Source organism: Acidimicrobiia bacterium (assembly GCA_036271555.1).
Taxonomy (GTDB): Bacteria; Actinomycetota; Acidimicrobiia; order IMCC26256; family PALSA-610; genus DATBAK01.
This window is the reverse complement of record DATBAK010000102.1, coordinates 1-20504: the sequence shown is the minus strand read 5'-3', so window position 1 is coordinate 20504 and position 20504 is coordinate 1. Positions and strand designations below refer to the sequence as shown.

Below are 20504 nucleotides of genomic sequence, written 5' to 3'. Positions count from 1 at the left end.
GCCGAAGAACGCGAGCGAGAGCCGCGGCGACCGGTCGGTCACGGTGTCGTGGAGCGCGCCCGACGACATCGGCAGCTCGGCGATCACCGGCTACAGGGTGTACTGCTCGTCGGGAACACCGTCGACGGCCGACGCACCCAGCGCGACGACCGATGCGTCGACCGCGAGCACGACGGTGAGCGGGCTCTCGACCCACACGACGTATTCGTGTGTCGTCACCGCCGTGAACGCGACCGGCCAGTCGGCCGCGTCCGACCTCGTGAGTGCGATTCCGTACGGACCCCCGACGGCGCCGCAGAACTTCAGCTCGATCCGCGGCAACGGCTCGGTGACGGTGTTCTGGGACAAGCCGACCGACGTGGGTGGCACACCGCTCACCGGCTACTCGGCGTACTGCTCGACGAGCTTCCCGCCGAGCGTCAGCCCGGCCGACGCGTGCGGTCACTTCGGCGCCGCGGCGCGCTCGGGCGTCGTGCGCGGTCTCACCAACGGCGTCACGTATTACATCGGGATCGTGGCGAGCAACGTCGCGGGTGCCTCACCGCTGTCGGGGATCGGCGGGCCTACGCCGGCCGGTCCGCCGTCGCGGCCTTGGGCGTTGCGCGCGAAGCCGTACGCGGGCTCTCTCATGCTGCGCTGGAAGGTGCCGACGAGCGACGGCAGCCAGCCGATCACGCAGTACGCGATCTTCTGCTCGACCGATGATCCGCCTTCGGTCTCGGGCCCGGCGAGCGCGTTCTCGGCGCTGAACCACGTGCGGGTCTCCGGGCTCACGAGCGGCACGCCGTATTACTGCGTGGTCTTCGCGGACAACAGCATCGGCCGGTCGGTCAGCTCGTTCGTCGTCACCGGCACGCCGCGCTAGCTCTCGTCGCGCGACGCACCGAGATCGAGGGTCGCCGGGGCTCCGGTAGCCTCGGCGACCGCGCGCGGGCGCGTGTCGTCTGAGAACGGAGAGCGGGGAATGAGCGAGCCGGCCTACGAGTCGCGAATGCTGATCGACGGGGAGCTCGTCGAAGCCGAGGGTGGGGCGACCTACGACAACATCAACCCCGCGACCGAAGCGGTCATCGGTCCCGCCGCCGACGCGTCGCCGGCCGACATGGAACGCGCGATCGCCGCGGCGCGCCGCGCCTTCGACGAGACCGACTGGTCGACGAACCGCGAGCTGCGCAAGCGCGGCCTCACGCAGTTGCAGGAAGCGCTCGCGAAGGAGCGCGAGACGCTCCGCCCGCAGATCGTCGCCGAGGTCGGCACGCCGGTCGCGCTCACGTTCGCCATCCAACAGGACACCTGCATCGACGACATGATGTGGGACCTCGACCTCATCGACCGTTACGACTGGGAGTACGAGCTCGGCGAGCACGAGTTCTTCGGCATGAAGTCGAACCGGCTCGTGGTGAAGGAGCCGATCGGCGTGTGCGGCGCGATCACGCCGTGGAACTTCCCGTTCATGCTTAACCTCTCGAAGATCGCGCCCGCGCTCGCGGCGGGCTGCACGGTGATCCTCAAGCCCGCTCCCGACACGCCGTACAGCGCGACGTTCATCGGCAAGATGGTCGCCGAGCACACCGATATCCCTGCGGGAGTGTTCAACGTCGTGACGTCGAAGGATCCCGCGGCGGTGGGCGACATCCTCACCGGTTCGCGCGATGTCGACATGATCTCGTTCACGGGCTCGACCGCGGTCGGCAAGCACATCACGAAGCAGAGTGCCGACAACCTCAAGCGCGTGTTCCTCGAGCTCGGCGGCAAGTCGGCGAACATCGTGCTCGACGACGCCGATCTCGCGTCTGCGCTCGGCGGCGCGGCGATGGTGTGCATGCACTCGGGTCAGGGCTGCGCGATCACGACGCGCCTGCTGCTCCCGCGCAGCCGCTACGACGAAGGCGTCGAGATGGTGAAGGCCGCGTTCGAGAGCTTCCCGTACGGCGACCCGACCTCGTTCGACAACATGGCCGGCCCGCTGATCAACGCGAAGCAGCGCGAGCGCGTGCTCGGCTACATCGAGAAGGGCAAGGCCGAGGGCGCGCGCTGCCTCGTCGGCGGCGGTCGCGCGACGCAGTTCGAGAAGGGCTACTTCGTGCAGCCCACACTGTTCGTCGACGTCGACCCCGACTCGACGATCGCGCAGGAAGAGATCTTCGGTCCGGTCCTGTCGGTCATCCCGTTCGACGACGACGACGACGCCGTCCGCATCGCGAACAACTCGCGCTACGGCCTGTCGGGGTCGATCACGAGCGGCTCGCTCGACCGTGCGCTCGGCGTCGCCCGCCGCATCCGCACCGGTACCATCTCGGTGAACGGCGGCCAGTGGTTCGGGCCCGACACGCCCTTCGGCGGTTACAAGGAGAGCGGTTCGGGTCGCGAGCACGGCGTCCCCGGTTTCGAGGAGTACCTGGAGACGAAGTCGATCGGTCTGCCCGGTTCCCCGGGGTGACAGGAGTGACACAGATGCCGGATCTCGGCTACCTCCCGAAGTTCGCCACCGTCGAGGAGGAGCGGCTGCACCGCAAGCAGCGCCTCGCGGCGGGATTCCGTCTGTTCGGACGCTTCGGGTTCGACGAAGGCGTCGCCGGTCACATCACCGCTCGCGACCCCGAGCACACCGACCGGTTCTGGGTGAACCCCTTCGCTCGCAACTTCAAGCACGTGCGCGTGTCCGACCTCATCTGTGTCGATCGCAACGGAACGGTCGTCCATGGCGACGCGTTCGTGAACCAGGCCGCGTTCGCGATCCACTCGCAGGTGCACGAGGCCCGGCCCGAGATCGTCGCCGCCGCGCACTCGCACTCGCTGCACGGCAAGGCGTGGTCGTCGCTCGGTCGACTGCTCGACCCGCTCACCCAGGACGCGTGCGCGTTCTTCGAGGACCACTCGCTGTTCGACGACTACACCGGCGTCGTGCTCGACCCCGAGGAGGGCAAGCGCATCGCGCACGCGCTCGGCGAGAACAAGGCCGTGATCCTGCGCAACCACGGGCTGCTCACGACGGGCTACTCGGTCGATGAGGCCGTGTGGTCGTTCATCACGATGGAGCGCACCTGCCAGGCGCAGTTGCTCGCGGAGGCTGCGGGCACGCCGATCAAGATCGCCGACGAGATGGCGCGCACGACGCACGACCAGACCGGCTCGCCGGTCGCGTGCTACTTCTCGTTCCAGCCGCTCTGGGACTGGATCACGCGCGAGGAGCCCGACCTCTTCGATTAGCTCTGGTCGGGCTCGCAAGCTCGCCCGCTTCGCCCTCCCACGGCGCCTCGGTTCCCCGCTTCGAGCGGCCCGCCCGTGCTGGTGGGAGCTGATCCGCAATCGCTCGCACGACGAATCCTCCGTAGGCTGATCGGCACAACCAGCACGCGGGGGTCAGAGATGAGTGGGTCGACGCATTCGGTCGCGGGTTTCCGCGCGTCGTTCGACGGGATCGTTCTCGTCGAGGGCAACGACGGGTACGACACGGCCCGGGCGCTGTGGAACGGCGACATCGACCGCAAGCCCGCGGTCATCGCGCAGTGCACGACGGCGGAGCACGTCGTCGCCGCGGTCGCCTACGGACGCGCCGAAGGGCTCGAGATCGCGGTGCGCGGCGGCGGGCACAACTTCGCAGGCCATGGTGTCTGCGAGGGCGGCCTGATGATCGACCTGAGCGGCATGACCGACGTCGTCGTCGACCCCGCGGCGAAGCGGGCGCGCTGTGGCGGCGGGACCACGTGGGCGATGCTCGACGGCGCATGCCAGGAGCACGGCCTCGCGGTGCCCGGTGGTGTCGTCAGCCACACCGGCGTCGCCGGGCTCTCGCTCGGCGGTGGCATCGGATGGCTCTCTCGTCGTCACGGCCTGAGCTGCGACAACCTCGTGTCGGCGCGGGTCGTCACCGCCGACGGCCGGATCGTGACCGCGTCGGCGAACGAAGACCCCGATCTCTATTGGGCGCTGCGCGGTGGAGGCGGCAACTTCGGCGTCGTGACCGAGTTCGAGTTCCAGTTGCACGATGTCGGCCCCATCGTGCAGGCCGCGCTGATGTTCGTGCCGAGCGATCGCGGCGCGGCCGGGGTGCGCTCGATGCGAGACGCGCTGGCCACCCTTCCGGACGACTACGGCCGTCAGATCGTGGGCCTCAACGCGCCACCGATGCCGTTCGTGCCGGAGGCGCTGCACTTCGCGCCCGGCTACATCGTCGCCGTGATCGGGTGGGGAACACCGGAGGAGCATGCGGCCGCGATCGGACCGGTGCGCGACGGGCTCGATCCCGCGTTCGAGCTCGTCACGCCGATCCCGTACACGGACCTCCAGCAGTTCATCGATGCGAGCTCGCCGTGGGGCATCCTCGGCTACGAGCGCGCGATCTACCTCGACGAGCTCACCGACGACGCGGCTGCGGTCGTCGCCGAGCACTTCGCGCGCAAGGCGTCACCGATGTCGATCATGCCCGTGTTCATGCTCGGCGGCGCGTACGCGCGGGTACCGGAGGGCGACACCGCGTTCGGCGGCAGCCGCAGTGCGAAGTGGCTGTTCAACATCGCCGCGGTCGCGCCCGATCCCGCGCTGCTCGCGCAGGACCGGCAGTGGGTGCGCGACTTCTGGGACGCGCTGCTGCCGTACGCGAGCGGGTCGGGGTCGTACGTGAACTTCATCGCCGACGCCGGCGACCAGGACCGCGTGCGCGCGTCCTACGGACCCGACAAGTACGAGCGGCTCGCGAGGATCAAGGCCGAGTGGGACCCGGACAACGTGTTCCACCTCAACGCGAACATCCGTCCGATCGAGAAGGTGTGAGGCGGCGCTTCCTGGTCGTGCTCGCTCCGCTCGCCGCTCCGTGACGAGAGATGGGAGCGGGAGAGGCCGCCCTGCTCGCTTCGCTCACGGGCTCAGCCGCTCACCGTTGCCTACGCGCGTGCCTTGTCCTGTTCGGCTTTGAGGTAGGCGATCGAGCCGTTCAGGAAGGTGCCGACGTCCTTGGCCTTGCCCGCGGCGACGTCGCCGAACCACTCGGGCACGTAGAGCTCGAACAGATCGTTGGTGACCGCGTTCAGGATCGGGTCGACGATCGATTCGACCGGCAGCATCTCGACCTGCGCGGTGAACGCGTCGTTGTCGGGGAGGTGGAAGAGCTCGGTGTCGAACACACCCGGGTTCACGACGTGCACGCGCACCGGTGATCCCGCGATCCCGAGATCGACCTGCATCGACTCCGACCACGCGGTGACCGCAGCCTTCGACGCCGCGTACGCGGCCTCCGCAGGCGGACCGAGCCGCGCCGCGACCGACGAGATGTTCACGATGCGGCCGCCGCGCGCCTCGATGCCGGGCAGCAGTGCGAGCGTCAGGCGGATGGGGGAGAAGTAGTTGATCGCCATCACCGACTCGACGACGTCGGCGGTGAGGTCGTTGACCTTGCGTCGCTTCGGGATGCCCGCGTTGTTCACGAGCACGTCGACGCCACCGAGATCGTCCTCGACCCGTTTCGCGAACGCGGCGACGCCGTCGAGGTCGGACAGGTCGACGGTCCAGCTCTTCGAAGCGGGCGCGTGCTCACGAACGCGAGCGAGCACCTCGTCGAGGCGCTCGGCGCGGCGCGCGCAGATGCCGACCGTCGCGCCCGCACGCGCGAAGCCCTCGGCGAGCGCGGCGCCGATCCCCGACGAGCCGCCGGTGACGAGCACGTGCTTGCCCTCGAGCGAGTACCCCATGAGCGTCCCCCGGTCCGCGACCTACCTGACGTGAGCGTCAGTCTACGAGTACCCTGCCCGGCGCCATGAGTGCCGCGCAACCGCTTCTTCTCGCTCGCTGCTCCGGCCGCGTGTGGTGACGCGTTCAGAGCCTTCTCGCGAGCCGGTCGGGCCGAGTTCGTTCTCGCTGGCGGGTCGCGTCGCGATCGTGACCGGCGCCGCGGTCGGCATCGGCCGCGCGATCGCGCTCGCGTTCGCGCGCTTCGGCGCCGACGTCGCGGTCTGCGACCGGGACGACGAGCATCTCGAAGCGGTCGTCACCGCCATTCGCGCCGAAGGCCGCCGCGTCACGAGCGGGCTCCTCGACGTGCGCGACACCGCGGCGGTCGAGTCGTTCGTCTCCGCGGTGATGGCCGATCACGGGCGGCTCGACGTCGTCGTGAACAACGCGGGCGGCGGGTTCGCGTCGGGCTTCGTCGACGTGAGCGACAAGGGCCAGGACGCGCTGATGCGCGAGAACTTCACGAGCGTCACGAACTTCGTGCGCAGCGGAGTGCCGCGGATGGAGAACGGTGGATCGATCGTGAACATCACGTCGATCGAAGCGCACCGCGCCGCGCCGAACTTCGCGGTGTACTCCGCGATGAAGGCCGCCGTCGCGAACCTCACGAAGTCGCTCGCGCTGGAGCTCGGCGCGCAGCTGATCCGCGTGAACTGCATCGCGCCCGACGTCATCCCGACACCCGGCATCGGCGACGTCGGCATCCACACGCCGCTGCCGATCGCGGGTCACGCCGACGACGTCGCGGCCGCGGCCGTCTACCTCGCGAGCGACGCCGGTCGTTTCGTCACCGGCACGACGATCCACGTCGACGGCGGCAACCTCGCCGCGGGTGGTTGGATCCGTCGTCCCGACGGCACCTACGGAACCGGCGCGGAACCGCAGTGATCGCGGAATGAAGTTCGGTGTTGCGCTCGGCCGGCTGAACCCGGCGTTCTTCGTCTCGGCGACTGAGGCTGCCGATGGCCTCGGCTACGAGTCGGTGTGGTTGCCCGAGCATCTCGTGTTCACGGCCGCGATGAGCCGCTCGCCGCACCCCGGCGCGACGCACCCACCGGTGCCGCCGGAGACGCCGATCTTCGACGCGTTCGCGTACCTCTCGTTCCTCGCGGCGCGCACCGCGCACGTTCGGCTGGGCACGCACGTGTACAACATCGGCCTGCGGCACCCGTTCGTCGCGGCGCGCGCGGTGCAGACACTCGACATCGTGTCGGGCGGGCGCGTCGAGTTCGGCGTCGGCGCGAGCTGGTTGGAAGAGGAGTGGATCGCGGCAGAGCTCGACTTCACGACGCGCGGCAAGCGCGTCGACGAGGCAATCGAGATCTGTCGGTTGTTGTGGCGCGAACCCGTCGCGACGTTTCACGGCGAGCACTTCTCGTTCGACGGCGTCGTGTTCGAGCCGAAGCCGGTGCAGGCGGGCGGTCCGCCGATCGTCGTCGGCGGCGAGTCGCGCGCGGCGCTGCGGCGCGCGGCGCGGCTCGGCGACGGCTGGATCGGGATGGGTCACACGGTCGAGAGCGCGGGCGCGCAGATCGAGATCCTGAAGCGCGAGCTCGATGCGCAGGGGCGCGCGTTCGAGGGCTTCCAGGTGTGTCTCGGCGGGCCGCTCGAGTCGGCCGACGACGTCGAGCGGTGGGAGTCGATCGGCGTCACCCGCATGCTCGTGTCGCCCTGGCGCCGCTCACCCGAGGCCCTCGACGGCCTCGCCAGCTTCGCCACCCGCTTCGGACTCGCCTCGTCGCCCTGATCCCGCGCGTCCCGTGGTACTGCGTGAGCGGCGTATAGCCGCATAACGCAGTACCACCAGAGGCGGTCAGTCGGGGGACGGGAGCCGATCGGGGTCGGAGGCGAAGTCGCGGATGCTGCCGACGTTGCGGAAGGCGACGGGCGCGACCGTCGGCTGGAGGCTGTGGCACACCCCGCGCATGGAGCCCGGCAGGTCCGATGCGACCGGGATGTCGTCGAGGGGCATGCCCCGGCCCATGCCGATGTCGCTGGCGCGCCGCAGCACGCAGGCCCGCTCCGCGAGGTCGGGCTCGAGGTGCTCGTCGGCCCAGCGCAGGAACCCGCCCCGCCACGGCGCGTCGGCGAGCTCGGGCGGCAGGTCGACGGGCCGCTGCGCGGGGCGCAGGTGCCATTCGAACGCGAGCGTGCCGTCGACCCAGAGCCGGTTCGCCGCGACCTCTTCACCACGCGCGAGCACGGCGCCGACCTCGACGTCGTACTGACGCACCGCGTCGCCGCGAGCCGCGTGGGTGATCGCGTGCGCGGCCGCGTCGAACTGGTGCGTGCAGTTGAGCGCGGGATCGGTCCAGCGGGCCGCGTGCGTCCAGCGCCGCGTGAGCGGCGCGCCGGCGAGCGCGCGCAACGGCACGGCCGCGCCCGGACACGTCGACCACGGCCAGCGCCGCGACTCGGCGTCGACGCTCGTCACCACGGACCCGTCGTGCCCGAGCGTGACGATGAAGTGGTGGAAGTCGTCCTCGAGATCGGCGACGACTTCGCGCGGCGACGTCGCGCGCACGAGGATCCGGCGCCGGTACACGTCGGCACCGATCGCGAGCGGCGGCGTGAAGTTCACGATCAGCCGACTCCCGGATAGCCGCCGCCGCCGAAGCGCGCGTCGAGCGCGTCGTAGTCGACTGCGAAACCGTTCCGCGGGATCGCGTCCACGACTTCGATGCGGCGCGGCTTCTTGTACGACGCGATGCGCTCGCGCACGTGCGCGATCACCGCGTCGCCGTCGATCGCGGAACCGTCGCGCGCGACCACGACGCCCACGACCGACTGCGTCCACTGCTTGTCGGGCACACCGATCACCGCGCAGTCGGCAACATCGGGATGCGTGCGCAGCGCGCCCTCGACCTCGGCGGGATAGATGTTCTCCGCGGCCGACTTGATGATGCGCGTCTTCGGTCCGACGAACGTGAGCGAGCCGTCGACCTCTCGCCGACCCAGGTCGTTCGTGTGGTGCCATCCGTTGCGGAAGCGGCGTTCGGTTTCCTCGGGCCGATTCCAGTAACCGTTCATCACGAGCGGGCCGCGACACGTGATCTCGCCCGTCTCGCCGGGCTCGACCTCGCGGTCGTCGGGATCGACGATGCGCACCTGGAGCAACGGCGAGGTGCGCCCGTGGCCGCCGAGCGCGCCCGCGCCGAACGCCGCGAAGCTCAGCATGCCGACGACTTCCGTCTGCCCGTAGCCGCCGGGATGGCGCACCCACGGGCTCGTGTCGACGGTGATCATCGCGTTCCACTCGTCGCGACCCGCCGCGGCGCGCAGCGACGAGATGTCGTAACGCCGGTCGCGGTTCAGCTCGCGAATCTGACGGAACGTGGGGCCGACGAGGAACGCGCCGGTGCAGCGTTCGGACTCGATGAGCCGGCACAGCTCTTCCGCCTCGACGCGGGGCGTGAACACGTTGGTGCCCGCGTGCACGAGGGTCGCGAGCGTCGAGAACAACGTCGCGACGTGGAACATCGGTCCGCAGTTCAGGTACACCGACGTCGAGTCGATCTCCGACAGGCGGCCGATGATGAGTCCCTGTCCGATCAGCGCGGTGTGGCTGAGCAGGGCGCCGTTGGGTCGACCTTCGAACGCCGCGGTGTAGAGGCACAGCACCGCCGACGCGGGGTCGATCGCGCGGTCGGGATCGGTCGCGTGCCCGACCGCGGCGACGAAGCCCTCGTACGACTCTTCGCCGTCACCGTCGTGCTGGATCCAGCGCGCGCGTCCGGGTCCGAACGCGCGCCGCGCGCGCTGCACGGTCTCGCCGATCTCCGCGTCCTGCCACACGACGACCTTTGGATCGAGGTCGTCGAGCACGAACGCCATCTCGTCGGCGGTCTGTCGCCAGTTTGCAGGGCACAGGATCGCGCCGAGCTTCGCCGCCGCGAACAGCAGCTCGACGATGCGGAACGAGTTCTGCCCCAGCCACAGCACCCGGTCGCCGGGGCTCACGCCCGCGCCCGCGAGCGCGGCCACGATCCGGTTCACCCGGTCGTCGAGCTCGGGATACGTCAGGCGCACGGCGCCGTCGACGACCGCGGTCTGCTGCGGCCACGAGCGCCGGTGCTCGCGCAGCAGATCGCCGAGCCCGGTGGAGTGCAGCACGTCGACCACGGCGCATTCTGGCGCGAGACTGACCGGCCACGAGAAGTCCGGGAATGCAGGCCGGGTCGCGATGAGCGAACACGGCCGAAGGCGTGAGCGGAGCGAGCATCGAGGCTCGTCAGCGAGCGTGCGAGTCGGCGTCCCGGAGGGAGGCCGACGAAGGAGCGAGCGCATGAGCACCGTCATCGATTCCGACCAGCACCTCTTCGAATACCGGGGGTTGTGGGAAGAGCACATCGACCCGGCGCTGCGCGACGAGGCGATCCGTTTCGTCGACGACGAGGTCGGCAACGTCGCCGTGAAGTGGCGCGGTGTGGAGCTCGTGACGGCCGACGTGCAGTTGCCGGGCGAGACCGACGCGATCGGCGAGCGCCGCCGTCGTGAGCGCGCGGGTGAAGCGCCCGAGCACCGCTACGACGACGCGCTGCCGCGCGACTACTGGGATCCGAGCGCGCGTGCCGGCCGGCTCGCAAGCCTCGGACTCGATGAGGCCGTGCTCTTCCCGAACTACGGCCTCGCGTGGGAACGCACGCTCAATCGGCACCTGCCCGCGCTGCTCGGCAACATGGCCGCGTGGAACCGTTGGTGTGCGACGGTCGTCGCCGACGGCCGCGGCCAGCTGCATCCGGTCGCACACTTGAGCCTGCGCGACCTCGACTGGCTCGACGACCAACTGCGCGCGCTCGAGCGCGCGGGCGTGCACCTCGCGATGATCGCGCCCGCGCTCGTCGACGGTCGTCCGCTGTCGCATCCCGATCTCGATCGCGCGTGGTCGGCGTTCGTCGAGCACGGCGTGACGCCCGTCTTCCACGTCGCCGATCAGCCCCGTCCGTTCGACGACGCCTGGTACACCGACGGCGAGGAGCGCGGGGTGCCCGTGCTCGAGTCGGTCTTCCTCTACATGGCCGCCGCGCTGTCGTGCACGGATCTGATCGTGAACGGCGTGCTCGCGCGCCATCCCGATCTGCACATCGGCATCGTGGAGCTGTCGGCGGTGTGGGTGCCGATGTACCTGATGATGCTCGACGGCGGCACCCGCTTCGTCGAACGCCTCAACGGGCGCTCGGTCGCGCAACTCGACCTCCCGCCGAGCGAGTACTTCCGTCGTCAGGTGCGCGTGTCGTCGTTCGCGTACGAGCTGCCGACGAACATCGGCCGCCAGATCGGCGGCGACGACATCCTCATGTGCTGCAGCGACTACCCGCACTCCGAGGGGACGGCCGATCCGATCGCCGACTACGCGGGCATCGGACGCTTCGCGACGCGACCGGAGGACGCGCCCGCGTTCTTCGGCGACAACGTGGCCTTGCTCCTCGGCCGCTGATCCTTCCGGTCGCGCTCGCTGCGCTCGCCGCTCCATGACGCGGATTGGGAGCGGGCGGGGTCGCGTGCTCACTTCGCTCGCTGCTCGCCCGCCTACGCGAGCGCGGCTCGCACCGCGTCGAGTCCCGACAACAGCGCGTGGCGCCCGTCGGCGTCGAGCACCGCGAAGGCGGGGAGCACGAGCTCGTCGGTGAGCGTGTCGACGGCCGCGAGCTTGGCCCGCTCGACATCGGTGACGGCGGGCGCGTCGTCCGCCGTCCAGCCGAAGCTGCCGATGTCGGCGGGCCGGCGGATGAAGTGCGCGGTCTTCGCGTCGAGTCCCGACGCGCGCACCGCGAGCAGATGCGCGCTCCCGCGGTGCTCGCGCAGCACCGCGAGGAGCTGCATCGCACGTGCGGGCGCGTCGTCGGCGAGTGGTTGCGCGCGGGTGCCGCTGTAGAGCGTGAGGCCGACCGGGTCGGCCGCGTCGTTCACCGCCTTCGCCGCGCCGCAGAACCCGTCGAGATCCTCGATGCCCAACAGGCGCGCGCGACCGAGCGCCGCGCAGCAATTCCAGTATTCGTGCGCGGCCGCGGCCGGCGCGACCCGTTCGCGAGCCGACGTCCAGATGCGCTCGACGAGCGCAGGTGCGAAGTAGCCGAACGCGGCCTGCACGACCGGCCAGTCGACGTCGCCGAGCACCCCGCCGCGGCCGAGGAAGTAGAAGCGGAAGCCGTCGAGACCAAGCTCCTTGCCGCGAGCGAGGGTCTCGGGCGTGAAGTAGAAGGCCCACCCGAGATTGCCGATCATCGGCGAGGCGTGCGCGACTGTCTCCTCGGGCGTCACGGGTGGGAGTATGACCCGCATGCGCCGATCTCCGCGGTTGTTGCCGGCCGCACTCGTCGCGCTCGTCGCGCTCGCCGCGTGCTCGAGCAGCGCCAACGGCAACGGGCCCGACCTCACGACCGCACCGTCGACGACGGTCAGCGCGGCCGATGTCGCCGCGCAACCGTCGTCGGGTTGCCAGGCGAAGGTCAAGATCCTGCCCGGCGAGATCAAGGTGAACACGACCTCGAACGGCGCGCCGCGCTGGTACTGGCGACACATCCCGCCGTCGTACACGGGCCTGAAGCCGATGCCGCTCGTCATCGACCTTCACGGCTACTCGGAAGGCGCGACGATCCACACGAAGATGTCGATGCTCGGCCCGTTCGGCGACACGCACGGGTTCGTCACGCTCACGCCCGAAGGCAGCGGCACCGCGGTGCCACTGTGGAACACCGACCTGAAGTCCGACGACGTGAAGTTCATCGGCAACCTGCTCGACGAGGCCGAGCGGACGCTGTGCGTCGACCAGCGGCGCATCTTCGTCGCCGGGCTCTCGAACGGCGCGTTCATGACGTCGGCGGTCGCGTGCGCGTACTCGACGCGCGTCGCCGCGGTCGCGCCGGTCGCCGGCATTCGCGACATCAGTGGTTGCAAGTTCGCGCGGCCGGTGCCGGTGATGACCTTCCACGGAACCACCGACCCGTTCGTCGCGTACGGCGGCGGCCTCGGACCGAAGGCGCTCGCGCTGCCCTCGCCGGACGGCAAGGGAACGCTCGGCGGCTCGGGCGCGGCGACCAACCAGACCAAGGGTCCGTCGATCCCGCAGATCACCGCCGACTGGGCAAAGCGGAACGGCTGCGGCACGACGCCGAAGGCCACGAAGCTCACGAGCGACGTCACCACGATCACGTTCCCGTGCCCGGCCGGCGACGACGTCGTGCTCCAGCGGATCACGGGCGGCGGCCACGCGTGGCCGGGCTCGGCGTTCTCGCAGGCGATCGCGGGCACGGTCGGCAAGACGACCATGACGATCTCCGCCAACCAGCTCATGTGGACGTTCTTCGAGGCGCATCCGCTCCGCGGCTGAGCGCAGTCGACCTCGCGGCGCGGCCCCCGCGGCGTCAGGAGCGGCGAGCGGAGCGAGTGGGACCAGAGTCGTCGTGCGCGAGCACGATCTTGGCGAGCGACTTGGGCGCCACCAGCGTGTACGAGGTGCGCACCCACTCCTCGACGAGCTCCCACCGAGCCGCGTTCGCGCGCCCGACGACGACCGAGACCCAGCCGTGGCGGCCGAGGCCGTAGGCGGTCGGCTGCGCATCGGGATCGGTCGCGACGACCGCCGCGGCCTCCTCGACCGGCAGCTTGACGCTCATGCGGCTGACCGGGTGGTCGGTGAAGACGAAGTTCTTGTTCCGCACGCGGAACGTCGGCTCGCCGCCCCACGCCTCGATGTCGACCCGCTCCGCTTCGGGCAGCTTCGCGACGATGCGCTCGAGCCGTTCCATGTTCGTCATGACGGTGATCTTGCCAGCACGCACCCGACGCCGGCACTGACGGGTACGTGACGGCGACGCTTCGCGCGAGACTCCCGCCCCGTGCAGGAGCTCCTCGACCTCGCTGACGGCGCGCCTCGGCGCGCGGTCGTCGCCGGAGAGGTCGTCATCCGCGACGGCGCGCGCGGAGGCGTGCTGTACGTGTTGCTCTCGGGCAGCGTGCGCGTGGAGAAAGCCGGTGCGCTCGTCGCGACCGTCGCGGAGCCGGGCGCGTGCATCGGCGAGATGGCGTTGCTCCTCGACGGCGCCGCGACCGCCGACGTCGTCGCGGCGGAACCGTCGGTGCTCGCGGTCATCGACGACGCGGCGACGCGCCTCGACACGAACCCCGAGCTCGCGCTCGCGCTCGCGCGGCTGCTCGCGGCACGCTTGCAGCTGATGATGACGTACCTCGCCGACCTTCGAGCGCAGTACGCGGATCACGAAGGTGGGCTCGGCATGGTCGACACCGTGCTCGGAGCCCTCGCGCGCAGTTCCGGTCGTCGCAGCACGCTGGGGTCGGTCCGCGATCCCGACCCCGAGTACTAGGACTCACACGCGCGCGAGCGTCTGCTCCTCAACGCCGGCGAGCGACGTCCAGCGCGCGGTTCCGGCGACGGTGTCGATCTCGATGCACGTCGGGATCGGGCCGCGTTGCTGTCCCGCGTTGCACACGATCGTCGATCCGATTCGGTCGATCCAGCCGCCGCCGTTGGCGAAGGGGGACTGGTGCACGTGTCCCGAGAGCACGATCGCGGGTGCGTGCTCCGCGATCCACGTCACGAGGTCTTCGTCGCCGTAGTGCCGCTTGCCCGTCCAGCTCGTCGGTGAGGCGTCCGCGGGTGCGTGGTACACCCAGATCCACTGGCGGCCACCGACGCGTGCCGCGTCGACGCGCAGTTGCTCGTCGACCAGCTCGCGCGTGCGCGGCCCGTCCCACCAAGGGCACACGGTGATGAAGACGTCGTCGGTCGCGAGGTGCGAGCCGTCGACGAACACGCCGACGTCGCGCGCGGCGTCGAGCCAGCGCGCGGCCCGCTCGTCGAGCTGGTTCTCGCCGTTCAAATCGTGGTTGCCCGAGCACGCGACGACGGTCGTCTTCGCGGCGATGCGCGCGAGGTACTCGAGCACGACGGCGATCTGCGCGTCGGCGTCGACGATCGAGCCGATGTCGAGGAAGTCTCCCGCCATGACGACGACGTCGAGGTCACCGGCGACCGCGGTGACCCAGTCGAGCTGACGCAGCGAGTAGTGCAGGTCGGAGACGAGCAGGATCTGCATGGTCGGCGATGTTATGGGAGCCAATACGCTGCGGGCGTGGCCGAGCCCGAGATCGACGTCGTCCTGTTCGACCTCGGCGGGGTGCTCATCGAGTTCGGTGGCTTCGAAGCCATGCGGGTGCTCTCCGGCATCGACGACGACGACGAGATGTGGCGGCGCTGGCTCACCTGCCGCTGGGTGCGTGAGTTCGAGCGCGGACGCTGCACCGCGGACGCGTTCGCAACCGGCTTCGTCGACGAGTGGAGCCTCGAGATCACGCCGGCCGAGTTCCTCGACGAGTTCGCGACCTGGCCGGCCGGGGTGTTCGCGGGCGCCGACGAGCTCGTAGCCGAAGTGCGCGGGCGACTCCCGACGGGCTGCCTCAGCAACACGAACTCGATCCACTGGGACCAGAACTCCGGCCGGTGGCCGCTCCTCACCAGCTTCGACTTCCACTTCCTCTCGCACGAGCTGGGGGTGCTGAAGCCCGACCGCGACGTGTTCGACCGCGTCGCGGCGCAGCTCCCGGCACCGCCCGAGCGTGTTCTCTTCCTCGACGACAACGATCTCAACGTCGACGGCGCGATCGACGCCGGCTTTCGTGCCGCACGCGTGCGCGGTGTCGCCGAGGCCCGCGCCGCGCTGGTCGGTGCCCACGTCCTCGGTTGCTAGTGGTACTGCGTTACGGCGCTATGCGCCGATAACGCAGTACCACTACGCGGGGGGAGGGACGTACAGCTCGCGCGGGAGCTTGCCGTCCATCCAGACGAAGCGCTCGACCCGCTCGCGGATGCGCCAACCGTCGTCGGTGCGCACCAGCGCGTCCTCGTAGACACCGCCCATGAAGAAGAAGTGCAGCGGCCCTTCGCGCGTCGCCGCACCCATCGGGTTGTAGACGGCTGTGCGCGCGGTCGCGGTGTCGCCGGTGATCGTCACCTGCGAGTTGGAGAGCAGATGCTGCGTCGCCGGGAACGCGGCCAGCGACTCTGCGAGCCACGGCTTGATCTCTTCGCGTGAGCCCTTGATGCCGCCGGTCGCGGTGTAGTCGATCTGCGCGTCGGGTGTGAAGACGTGGTCGAGGTCGTCGAAGTTCTTGTCGTCGATCGCCCATGCGTAGCGGATCAACAGGTCGTCGATCGCGAGCCGATCGTGGATCTCGTGCAGCTCTGCGTGATCGCTCACGACAGCGGCTTCGGCTCCGCGGCGTCGGGCTTGCAGTTGATCGCGAGCGTGAACTTCGTGGTGACGACGGGTTGGTTCGTCTTCTCGTTCCGCCACGTCGTCTCGGTGACGTAGAACTCGAGCTTGCCGCCGTCGCTCTTCGCCTTCTCGTATACGTCGGAGATCACGCCGTCGCCGACGAGCACGTCGCCGACGTGCGGCCACTGGCCGCCGTGGTACTCGAACTCCTGCTCGCCGTGCAGGATCGCGCGGCCCTTGCCCCGCAGGTTCTCGATCGGCAGGCCCGCGGCGCCGCCCTGGCCCATCGAGCCCCAGTACGGCATCACGAACGGGAACGTCGGCGGCACCGGCGCGGCGTCGCCGTCGGAGTAGACGGAGTCGTCGTCCAAGAGCGCCTGCGCGAACACGCGCACCGGACCCCGCTCGATCACGACCTTCTGCGTGCCGAGGGCACGCCCCTTCAGTTGATCGAGTGCCAAGGTCTTCTCTCCTCGCGTGGTGCCGTCCGAAACGGCCGCAGGCTACTGCCGGCGGGCGCGCCGACGCACAAGCGGCTCACTCCGCCTGCGTAACCGCCCGCGCGACCTCGGCCCAGCGCCCGCGGATCTCGGGATGACGCTCCCAGGACGCGGTCGCGAAGTAACAGATCACGCGGTCGGCCTGACCGCGGTAGCGCTCGACGATCGCGTCGGCGAGCGTGTCCCACGTCGCTTCGAGCGCGTACACCTGCAGCATCTCGTCGGTGATCGTCGCGGCCATGTCCGGGATGTCGCCGCGCGCCTGCAACTCGTGCAAGCGCTCCGCCGTGCCCGGCCAGCCGTGCAGCTCGAACACTCGTCCGTACGTGCGCGTCGAGCCGTAGAACGCGAGCTGCATTCGCGCTCGCTCGCGCCACGGGGCGCGCTCCTCTTCGGTGTCGCCGACGATCGTGAGCAACGGGCACACGAACGCGATCTCGCTCGCGTCGCGACCCGCCTTCGCAGTGCCCGCGGCGACCGCGGGGCGTACGACCTCGTCGAGGTATCGCACCGAGTGGAACGGGTGCACGTGCACGCCGTCGGCGACCTCGCCGATCATCGTGCACATCCACGGGTTCACCGCCGCGACGTAGACGGGCGGGTCGGCCGGCGCGATCGGGCCCGGCGACCACATGTCGGGCAGCAGCGACAGCGTGTAGTAGTCGCCGGCGAAGGCGAGCTTCTCGGTGCCGCGGAAGGCGCGGAACGCGGCCTTCACCGCGAGCACGTATTCGCGCATGCGCGGGCCGGGATGCGCGAACGTGCTCGAGTAGCGCCGCTCGACGTGCGCCTTCACCTGCGTGCCGAGCCCGAGCACGAAGCGGCCGTTCGTCGCCTCCTGCAGCTCCCACGCGACCTGCGCGCTCACCATCGGGCTGCGCGGGAAAGCGACGCCGATCGCGGTGCCGACGTCGAGCGCGTCGGTCGCGAGCGCGGCCGCGGTGCAGAGGTTGTATGCAGACCGTCCGCCCTCGGTGAGCCAGAGTCCCGAGAAGCCGGTGTCCTGCACTTCGCGGGCGAGGTCGTGGATGCGACGGATCGGTAGCCCGCCCGACATCGCGTCGAGCTTGAGTGTGACCGTCACGCGAGCAGCTCCTCGAGCAGGCCGACCGAGTCGAGGTCCTCGATCGCGGTGGTGGTGCGCAACATCGCGCCGTGGGCGCGCGCCTCGGGCTGCCAGCGGCCGCCCATCGCGGCCGTCGACACCGCCGAGTTCCACGAGTACACCGCGTACAAGCGGTACTGCGCCCACACGCGATCGCCGTCGAGCGCGATGCCGGCGGTCGCGAGCTCGGCGCGGTAGAGGTCGAGCCAGCCGCGCTCGTGCGCGCGGCGGACGTCGGTCGGCACCGAGTTGCAGATCACGTAGGCGACGTCCCACATGCCGTTCTTGGCCATGAGCATGCCCCAGTCGAAGAACCCGGCGCGCCCGTCGTCGACGAACAGGTTGCCCATGTGCGGGTCACCGTGCGCCAGCGTGTGCGGCGGCGCGGCCCACAGCTCCGCGATGTCGCGCGCGCGGTCGATGTAGAGCTCGCCGAGCGCGCGGTACGCGGGCGGCATGTCGGCCGCGAACTGGTCGAGGGCCATCTTCATGAAGCGACCGCCGCTGCCGAACGCGATGCGCATCCCCTGCGACACCCAGTCGTGGCGCGCGGTGAGATCGGCGTGCTCCCAGAAGCACGCGTGCAGGTGCGCGAGCTCGCACACGATCGAATCGACGACGGAGACGACGTCGTCGTCGGTCGGACGCGGGAAGCGGCAACCCGACGCTTCGAGGTCCTCGAGCAGCATCACGTAGCGACCGTCGTCGTCGACGTCGGCGTGCAACACGCCGGGGATGCGCACGGGCACCGACTCTGCGAGGTCGCGGTAGAAGCGCGCCTCGGCCGTTCCGAGGCCGGTACGCGCGACGAACTCGCGCTGGCGCTCGTCGAACGGTGGCAGCTTCACGAAGACGCTCGCGGGGAGGAACTCGTCCTCGCCTCCGCCGTAGGTGAGCGCGAGGCGGGCGCGACCAGTGGTTCCCGAGTGCGCGTCGAGCACGTCGACCGCGACGACGTCGAACTGCGTGACCGCGGAGATCCACTCGGGTGTGACGTCGGCGACGTCGACCGGGATCGCGGGCGCGGGCGGCACGGGCGGGAGCGTAGGTCGGCGTCAGCCGGCGCGCGGAGGGCCGCCGTCGACGAGCGCACGGCTGTCGGCGAGCGCGTCGAACGGCCGGATCGCGGCGAGCCACCAGGTCGCGCCGGCGTCGGCGTACGCGGTGAGGTCGCGACTCGCGGTCTCGTCGCTCGCCAGCGCGATCGCGAACGGTGCCGTCGTTTCGCGCTGCTCGGCGACGACGGCTCGCAGTGCCGCGACATCGTCCGGTGTGTGCGCGCCGAGCGGAACGACGCCGTCCCAGCGCGCGGCGCGGCGCAGGGGTGCGCGCGCGGGCCAGCGCGCGGCGCACCAGATCGGAACGCGCGGCTGCTGCACGGGGCGGGGCCTCTGCACGACGTCGTCGACGCGGTAGTGCTCGCCCGTGAACGACACGCGCTCGCCGGTCCACAACTGCGTGATGATCGTGAGCGCCTCGTCGAGTTGCGCGGCGCGCGTTCGGTCGTCGGTCGCGGGCTCGGAGAATGCGGTGAACTCTCGGTAGTGGTCCGTTCCGATGCCGGCGCCGAGAACGGTGCGCCCGTTCGCGAGCCGGTCGAGCGTGGTCGTCTCGCGCGCGACCTTCCACGGTCGTCGTCGCGGCAGTGGGGTGACGAGCGGACCGAGCACGAGCCGGCTGGTCGTCGCCGCGATCGCGCCGAGTGCGACCCACGGATCGCACGCGTCCGGATCGTTCGCGTGCATCACGTGGTCCCAGAGGAAGAACCCGTCCCAACCCGCGAGCTCGGCCCGTTGCGCGAGGTCGACGAGCGTCTGTGGATCGCCGAGCGCGCCGAGCTGGGGGACGTGGACCCCGAACTGCACGCGCGCTACGACCCGGAGTCCGACCGGATCGACGCAACCTTCGCGACCGTGCCGTCGTGTTTCAGCTTCGCGAGCCCGGTGTCGCCGTCGCGTACGTACGCGTCGAGGAAGTCGAGCGTGGTGTTCTCGACGACGCGCGCCGACGCGTTGTTCTCGCCGTCGAACGCGCCGCCGTGGTCCTGCCCGAACAGCGTGACGAGGAACTTCGGTGTCTCCGCCGCGTTGAACGCGTCGACACTCGCCTTGTAGGGCACGGTCTTGTCGGCGTCGCCGTGCTCGAGGAGCAGCGGCACCGTGATGCCCTTGAAGAACTCCGGCGTCGCATCGCCGCCGCCGGTCAACGAGATCACCGCGCGCTCGCGCGTCTCGTGATCGGCGATCAGGTACGCGGTGCGCAGCGTCGTCAACGCGCCGAGCGACTTGCCCGCGAGCGCGATCGCGTGCGGATCGAACTCACCCGCGAGCCGGCCCGACTTCGCCGCCGACGCGTTCAGGAGCTGCGTGAGCACGAAGCGGACGTCGCCCGGTTGCGACGAGAAGTCCGCGATCGTGCTGCCACCCGGCGCGCTGTGGTTCGACAGCGGGAACACGGGCGCGGCGACCGCGTATCCGGCCTGCACCCAGGTGCCGTACAGGCCTTCGTAGTTGGTGCCGGTGCCGTCGATCCCGGTGCTGAAGACCACGAGCGGCAGCGGGCGCGGCGCGCCGACCGGGATCGACACGACCGTCGGCAACGTGCGGGTCGAGGCGCCCGCATACGAGCCGTTGCGCGGCGTCGGACGCGAGTGGTCGACGTACGTCACCGTGAACTGGTCGATCTTGTACGGCGGCTGCGCGGCGGCCGTCGTCGTCGGCTTCGAACCGCGCTTGCCCGAACCCGAGCTCGAGCACGCCGCGATCCCCACCACCAGCGCGACCGCGACGCCCGCGCGTACCCACCGTTCCGTTCGCATGGGCGAACTCTACGGTCGCGCTCCCTTCGCTCGCCGCTCCGTGACGCGGGCTGGGAGCAAGCGAGGTCGCTCGTTCGCTTCGCTCACCGCTCGAGCCGCTCGAGTTCCCGCTTCGGTGG

The 20504-nt window shown here is 70.3% G+C and carries 22 protein-coding genes; 10 read left to right on the top strand and 12 right to left on the bottom strand.

From position 1 onward, the window contains the following. The 4 genes from VH914_22310 to VH914_22295 all read left to right on the top strand — a co-directional run. Positions 1–865 (top strand): fibronectin type III domain-containing protein (locus tag VH914_22310; protein ID HEX4493952.1); only part of this gene is annotated, 865 nt, incomplete at its 5' end. Between the two features lie 99 nt (positions 866–964). Further along, positions 965–2440 (top strand): aldehyde dehydrogenase family protein, encoded by a 1476-nt coding sequence (locus VH914_22305; protein ID HEX4493951.1) that lies wholly within the window; start codon positions 965–967, stop codon positions 2438–2440. A 14-nt stretch (positions 2441–2454) separates the two neighbouring features. Continuing rightward, positions 2455–3210, top strand: a complete 756-nt coding sequence (locus VH914_22300) for a class II aldolase/adducin family protein (protein HEX4493950.1) — start codon at positions 2455–2457, stop codon at positions 3208–3210. Between the two features lie 159 nt (positions 3211–3369). Next, on the top strand, positions 3370–4773 hold the full coding sequence (locus tag VH914_22295) for an FAD-binding oxidoreductase (protein ID HEX4493949.1): 1404 nt from the start codon (positions 3370–3372) through the stop codon (positions 4771–4773). 110 nt (positions 4774–4883) lie between these two features. Here VH914_22295 and VH914_22290 read toward each other — a convergent pair whose 3' ends face one another. Continuing rightward, positions 4884–5687, bottom strand: a complete 804-nt coding sequence (locus VH914_22290; GenBank protein HEX4493948.1) for an SDR family oxidoreductase — start codon at positions 5685–5687, stop codon at positions 4884–4886. A 187-nt stretch (positions 5688–5874) separates the two neighbouring features. Between VH914_22290 and VH914_22285 the strand changes: the two genes are divergently transcribed. Continuing rightward, positions 5875–6615 carry an SDR family oxidoreductase gene (locus VH914_22285; protein HEX4493947.1) on the top strand — a complete coding sequence of 247 codons (741 nt, stop codon included), beginning with the start codon at positions 5875–5877 and terminating at the stop codon, positions 6613–6615. A gap of 7 nt (positions 6616–6622) precedes the next feature. Continuing rightward, positions 6623–7474 (top strand): TIGR03619 family F420-dependent LLM class oxidoreductase, encoded by an 852-nt coding sequence (locus tag VH914_22280; protein HEX4493946.1) that lies wholly within the window; start codon positions 6623–6625, stop codon positions 7472–7474. A gap of 66 nt (positions 7475–7540) precedes the next feature. Here VH914_22280 and VH914_22275 read toward each other — a convergent pair whose 3' ends face one another. Both VH914_22275 and VH914_22270 read right to left on the bottom strand, forming a co-directional pair. After that, positions 7541–8308, bottom strand: a complete 768-nt coding sequence (locus tag VH914_22275) for a DUF2889 domain-containing protein (protein ID HEX4493945.1) — start codon at positions 8306–8308, stop codon at positions 7541–7543. Positions 8309–8310: 2 nt separating this feature from the next. Next, entirely contained in the window at positions 8311–9849 is a 1539-nt protein-coding gene (locus VH914_22270; GenBank protein HEX4493944.1) for an AMP-binding protein, read from the bottom strand. Positions 9850–10012: 163 nt separating this feature from the next. On the opposite strand from VH914_22270, the gene VH914_22265 reads away from it, so the two are divergent. Continuing rightward, positions 10013–11164: a hypothetical protein gene (locus tag VH914_22265; GenBank protein ID HEX4493943.1), complete on the top strand. Its 1152-nt coding sequence runs from the start codon at positions 10013–10015 to the stop codon at positions 11162–11164. 92 nt (positions 11165–11256) lie between these two features. On the opposite strand, the gene VH914_22260 is transcribed toward VH914_22265, so the two are convergent. After that, positions 11257–12009, bottom strand: a complete 753-nt coding sequence (locus tag VH914_22260) for a hypothetical protein (GenBank protein HEX4493942.1) — start codon at positions 12007–12009, stop codon at positions 11257–11259. Between VH914_22260 and VH914_22255 the strand changes: the two genes are divergently transcribed. Next, the gene (locus VH914_22255) at positions 12008–13057 is read left to right on the top strand and encodes a PHB depolymerase family esterase (protein ID HEX4493941.1); all 1050 of its coding nucleotides are present in this window, start codon (positions 12008–12010) and stop codon (positions 13055–13057) included. The two genes, VH914_22260 and VH914_22255, sit on opposite strands and share 2 nt — an antisense overlap. Positions 13058–13091: 34 nt before the next feature. Here the strand turns inward: VH914_22255 and VH914_22250 are convergent, their stop codons facing one another. Then, the gene (locus VH914_22250) at positions 13092–13484 is read right to left on the bottom strand and encodes an MmcQ/YjbR family DNA-binding protein (GenBank protein HEX4493940.1); all 393 of its coding nucleotides are present in this window, start codon (positions 13482–13484) and stop codon (positions 13092–13094) included. Positions 13485–13565: 81 nt separating this feature from the next. On the opposite strand from VH914_22250, the gene VH914_22245 reads away from it, so the two are divergent. Then, on the top strand, positions 13566–14051 hold the full coding sequence (locus tag VH914_22245; GenBank protein ID HEX4493939.1) for a cyclic nucleotide-binding domain-containing protein: 486 nt from the start codon (positions 13566–13568) through the stop codon (positions 14049–14051). A gap of 3 nt (positions 14052–14054) precedes the next feature. On the opposite strand, the gene VH914_22240 is transcribed toward VH914_22245, so the two are convergent. Beyond that, complete coding sequence (locus VH914_22240) at positions 14055–14783, bottom strand: metallophosphoesterase (GenBank protein ID HEX4493938.1); 729 nt, start codon at positions 14781–14783, stop codon at positions 14055–14057. Positions 14784–14819: 36 nt separating this feature from the next. On the opposite strand from VH914_22240, the gene VH914_22235 reads away from it, so the two are divergent. Next, complete coding sequence (locus VH914_22235) at positions 14820–15434, top strand: HAD family phosphatase (GenBank protein HEX4493937.1); 615 nt, start codon at positions 14820–14822, stop codon at positions 15432–15434. Positions 15435–15476: 42 nt separating this feature from the next. Here the strand turns inward: VH914_22235 and VH914_22230 are convergent, their stop codons facing one another. The 6 genes from VH914_22230 to VH914_22205 form a co-directional block, all read right to left on the bottom strand. Then, positions 15477–15944, bottom strand: a complete 468-nt coding sequence (locus tag VH914_22230) for a nuclear transport factor 2 family protein (GenBank protein ID HEX4493936.1) — start codon at positions 15942–15944, stop codon at positions 15477–15479. Next, positions 15941–16423 (bottom strand): MaoC family dehydratase N-terminal domain-containing protein, encoded by a 483-nt coding sequence (locus VH914_22225; GenBank protein ID HEX4493935.1) that lies wholly within the window; start codon positions 16421–16423, stop codon positions 15941–15943. The genes VH914_22230 and VH914_22225 overlap by 4 nt, the downstream gene beginning before the upstream one ends. 76 nt (positions 16424–16499) lie before the next feature. Beyond that, positions 16500–17546 carry a TIGR03617 family F420-dependent LLM class oxidoreductase gene (locus tag VH914_22220; GenBank protein ID HEX4493934.1) on the bottom strand — a complete coding sequence of 349 codons (1047 nt, stop codon included), beginning with the start codon at positions 17544–17546 and terminating at the stop codon, positions 16500–16502. Beyond that, positions 17543–18601 carry a phosphotransferase gene (locus VH914_22215; GenBank protein ID HEX4493933.1) on the bottom strand — a complete coding sequence of 353 codons (1059 nt, stop codon included), beginning with the start codon at positions 18599–18601 and terminating at the stop codon, positions 17543–17545. The genes VH914_22220 and VH914_22215 overlap by 4 nt, the downstream gene beginning before the upstream one ends. 21 nt (positions 18602–18622) lie before the next feature. Next, positions 18623–19432, bottom strand: a complete 810-nt coding sequence (locus VH914_22210) for an LLM class flavin-dependent oxidoreductase (protein HEX4493932.1) — start codon at positions 19430–19432, stop codon at positions 18623–18625. 5 nt (positions 19433–19437) lie between these two features. Next, positions 19438–20385, bottom strand: a complete 948-nt coding sequence (locus VH914_22205; protein ID HEX4493931.1) for a hypothetical protein — start codon at positions 20383–20385, stop codon at positions 19438–19440. Between the last annotated feature and the right edge of the window lie 119 nt (positions 20386–20504).

Coding starts and splice junctions, on each gene's coding strand:
- VH914_22305 (HEX4493951.1), top strand. CDS start 965: ATGAGCGAGCCGGCCTACGAGTCGCGAATGCTGATCGACGGGGAGCTC.
- VH914_22300 (HEX4493950.1), top strand. CDS start 2,455: ATGCCGGATCTCGGCTACCTCCCGAAGTTCGCCACCGTCGAGGAGGAG.
- VH914_22295 (HEX4493949.1), top strand. CDS start 3,370: ATGAGTGGGTCGACGCATTCGGTCGCGGGTTTCCGCGCGTCGTTCGAC.
- VH914_22290 (HEX4493948.1), bottom strand. CDS start 5,687: ATGGGGTACTCGCTCGAGGGCAAGCACGTGCTCGTCACCGGCGGCTCG.
- VH914_22280 (HEX4493946.1), top strand. CDS start 6,623: ATGAAGTTCGGTGTTGCGCTCGGCCGGCTGAACCCGGCGTTCTTCGTC.
- VH914_22265 (HEX4493943.1), top strand. CDS start 10,013: ATGAGCACCGTCATCGATTCCGACCAGCACCTCTTCGAATACCGGGGG.
- VH914_22255 (HEX4493941.1), top strand. CDS start 12,008: ATGCGCCGATCTCCGCGGTTGTTGCCGGCCGCACTCGTCGCGCTCGTC.
- VH914_22260 (HEX4493942.1), bottom strand. CDS start 12,009: ATGCGGGTCATACTCCCACCCGTGACGCCCGAGGAGACAGTCGCGCAC.
- VH914_22250 (HEX4493940.1), bottom strand. CDS start 13,484: ATGACGAACATGGAACGGCTCGAGCGCATCGTCGCGAAGCTGCCCGAA.
- VH914_22240 (HEX4493938.1), bottom strand. CDS start 14,783: ATGCAGATCCTGCTCGTCTCCGACCTGCACTACTCGCTGCGTCAGCTC.
- VH914_22205 (HEX4493931.1), bottom strand. CDS start 20,385: ATGCGAACGGAACGGTGGGTACGCGCGGGCGTCGCGGTCGCGCTGGTG.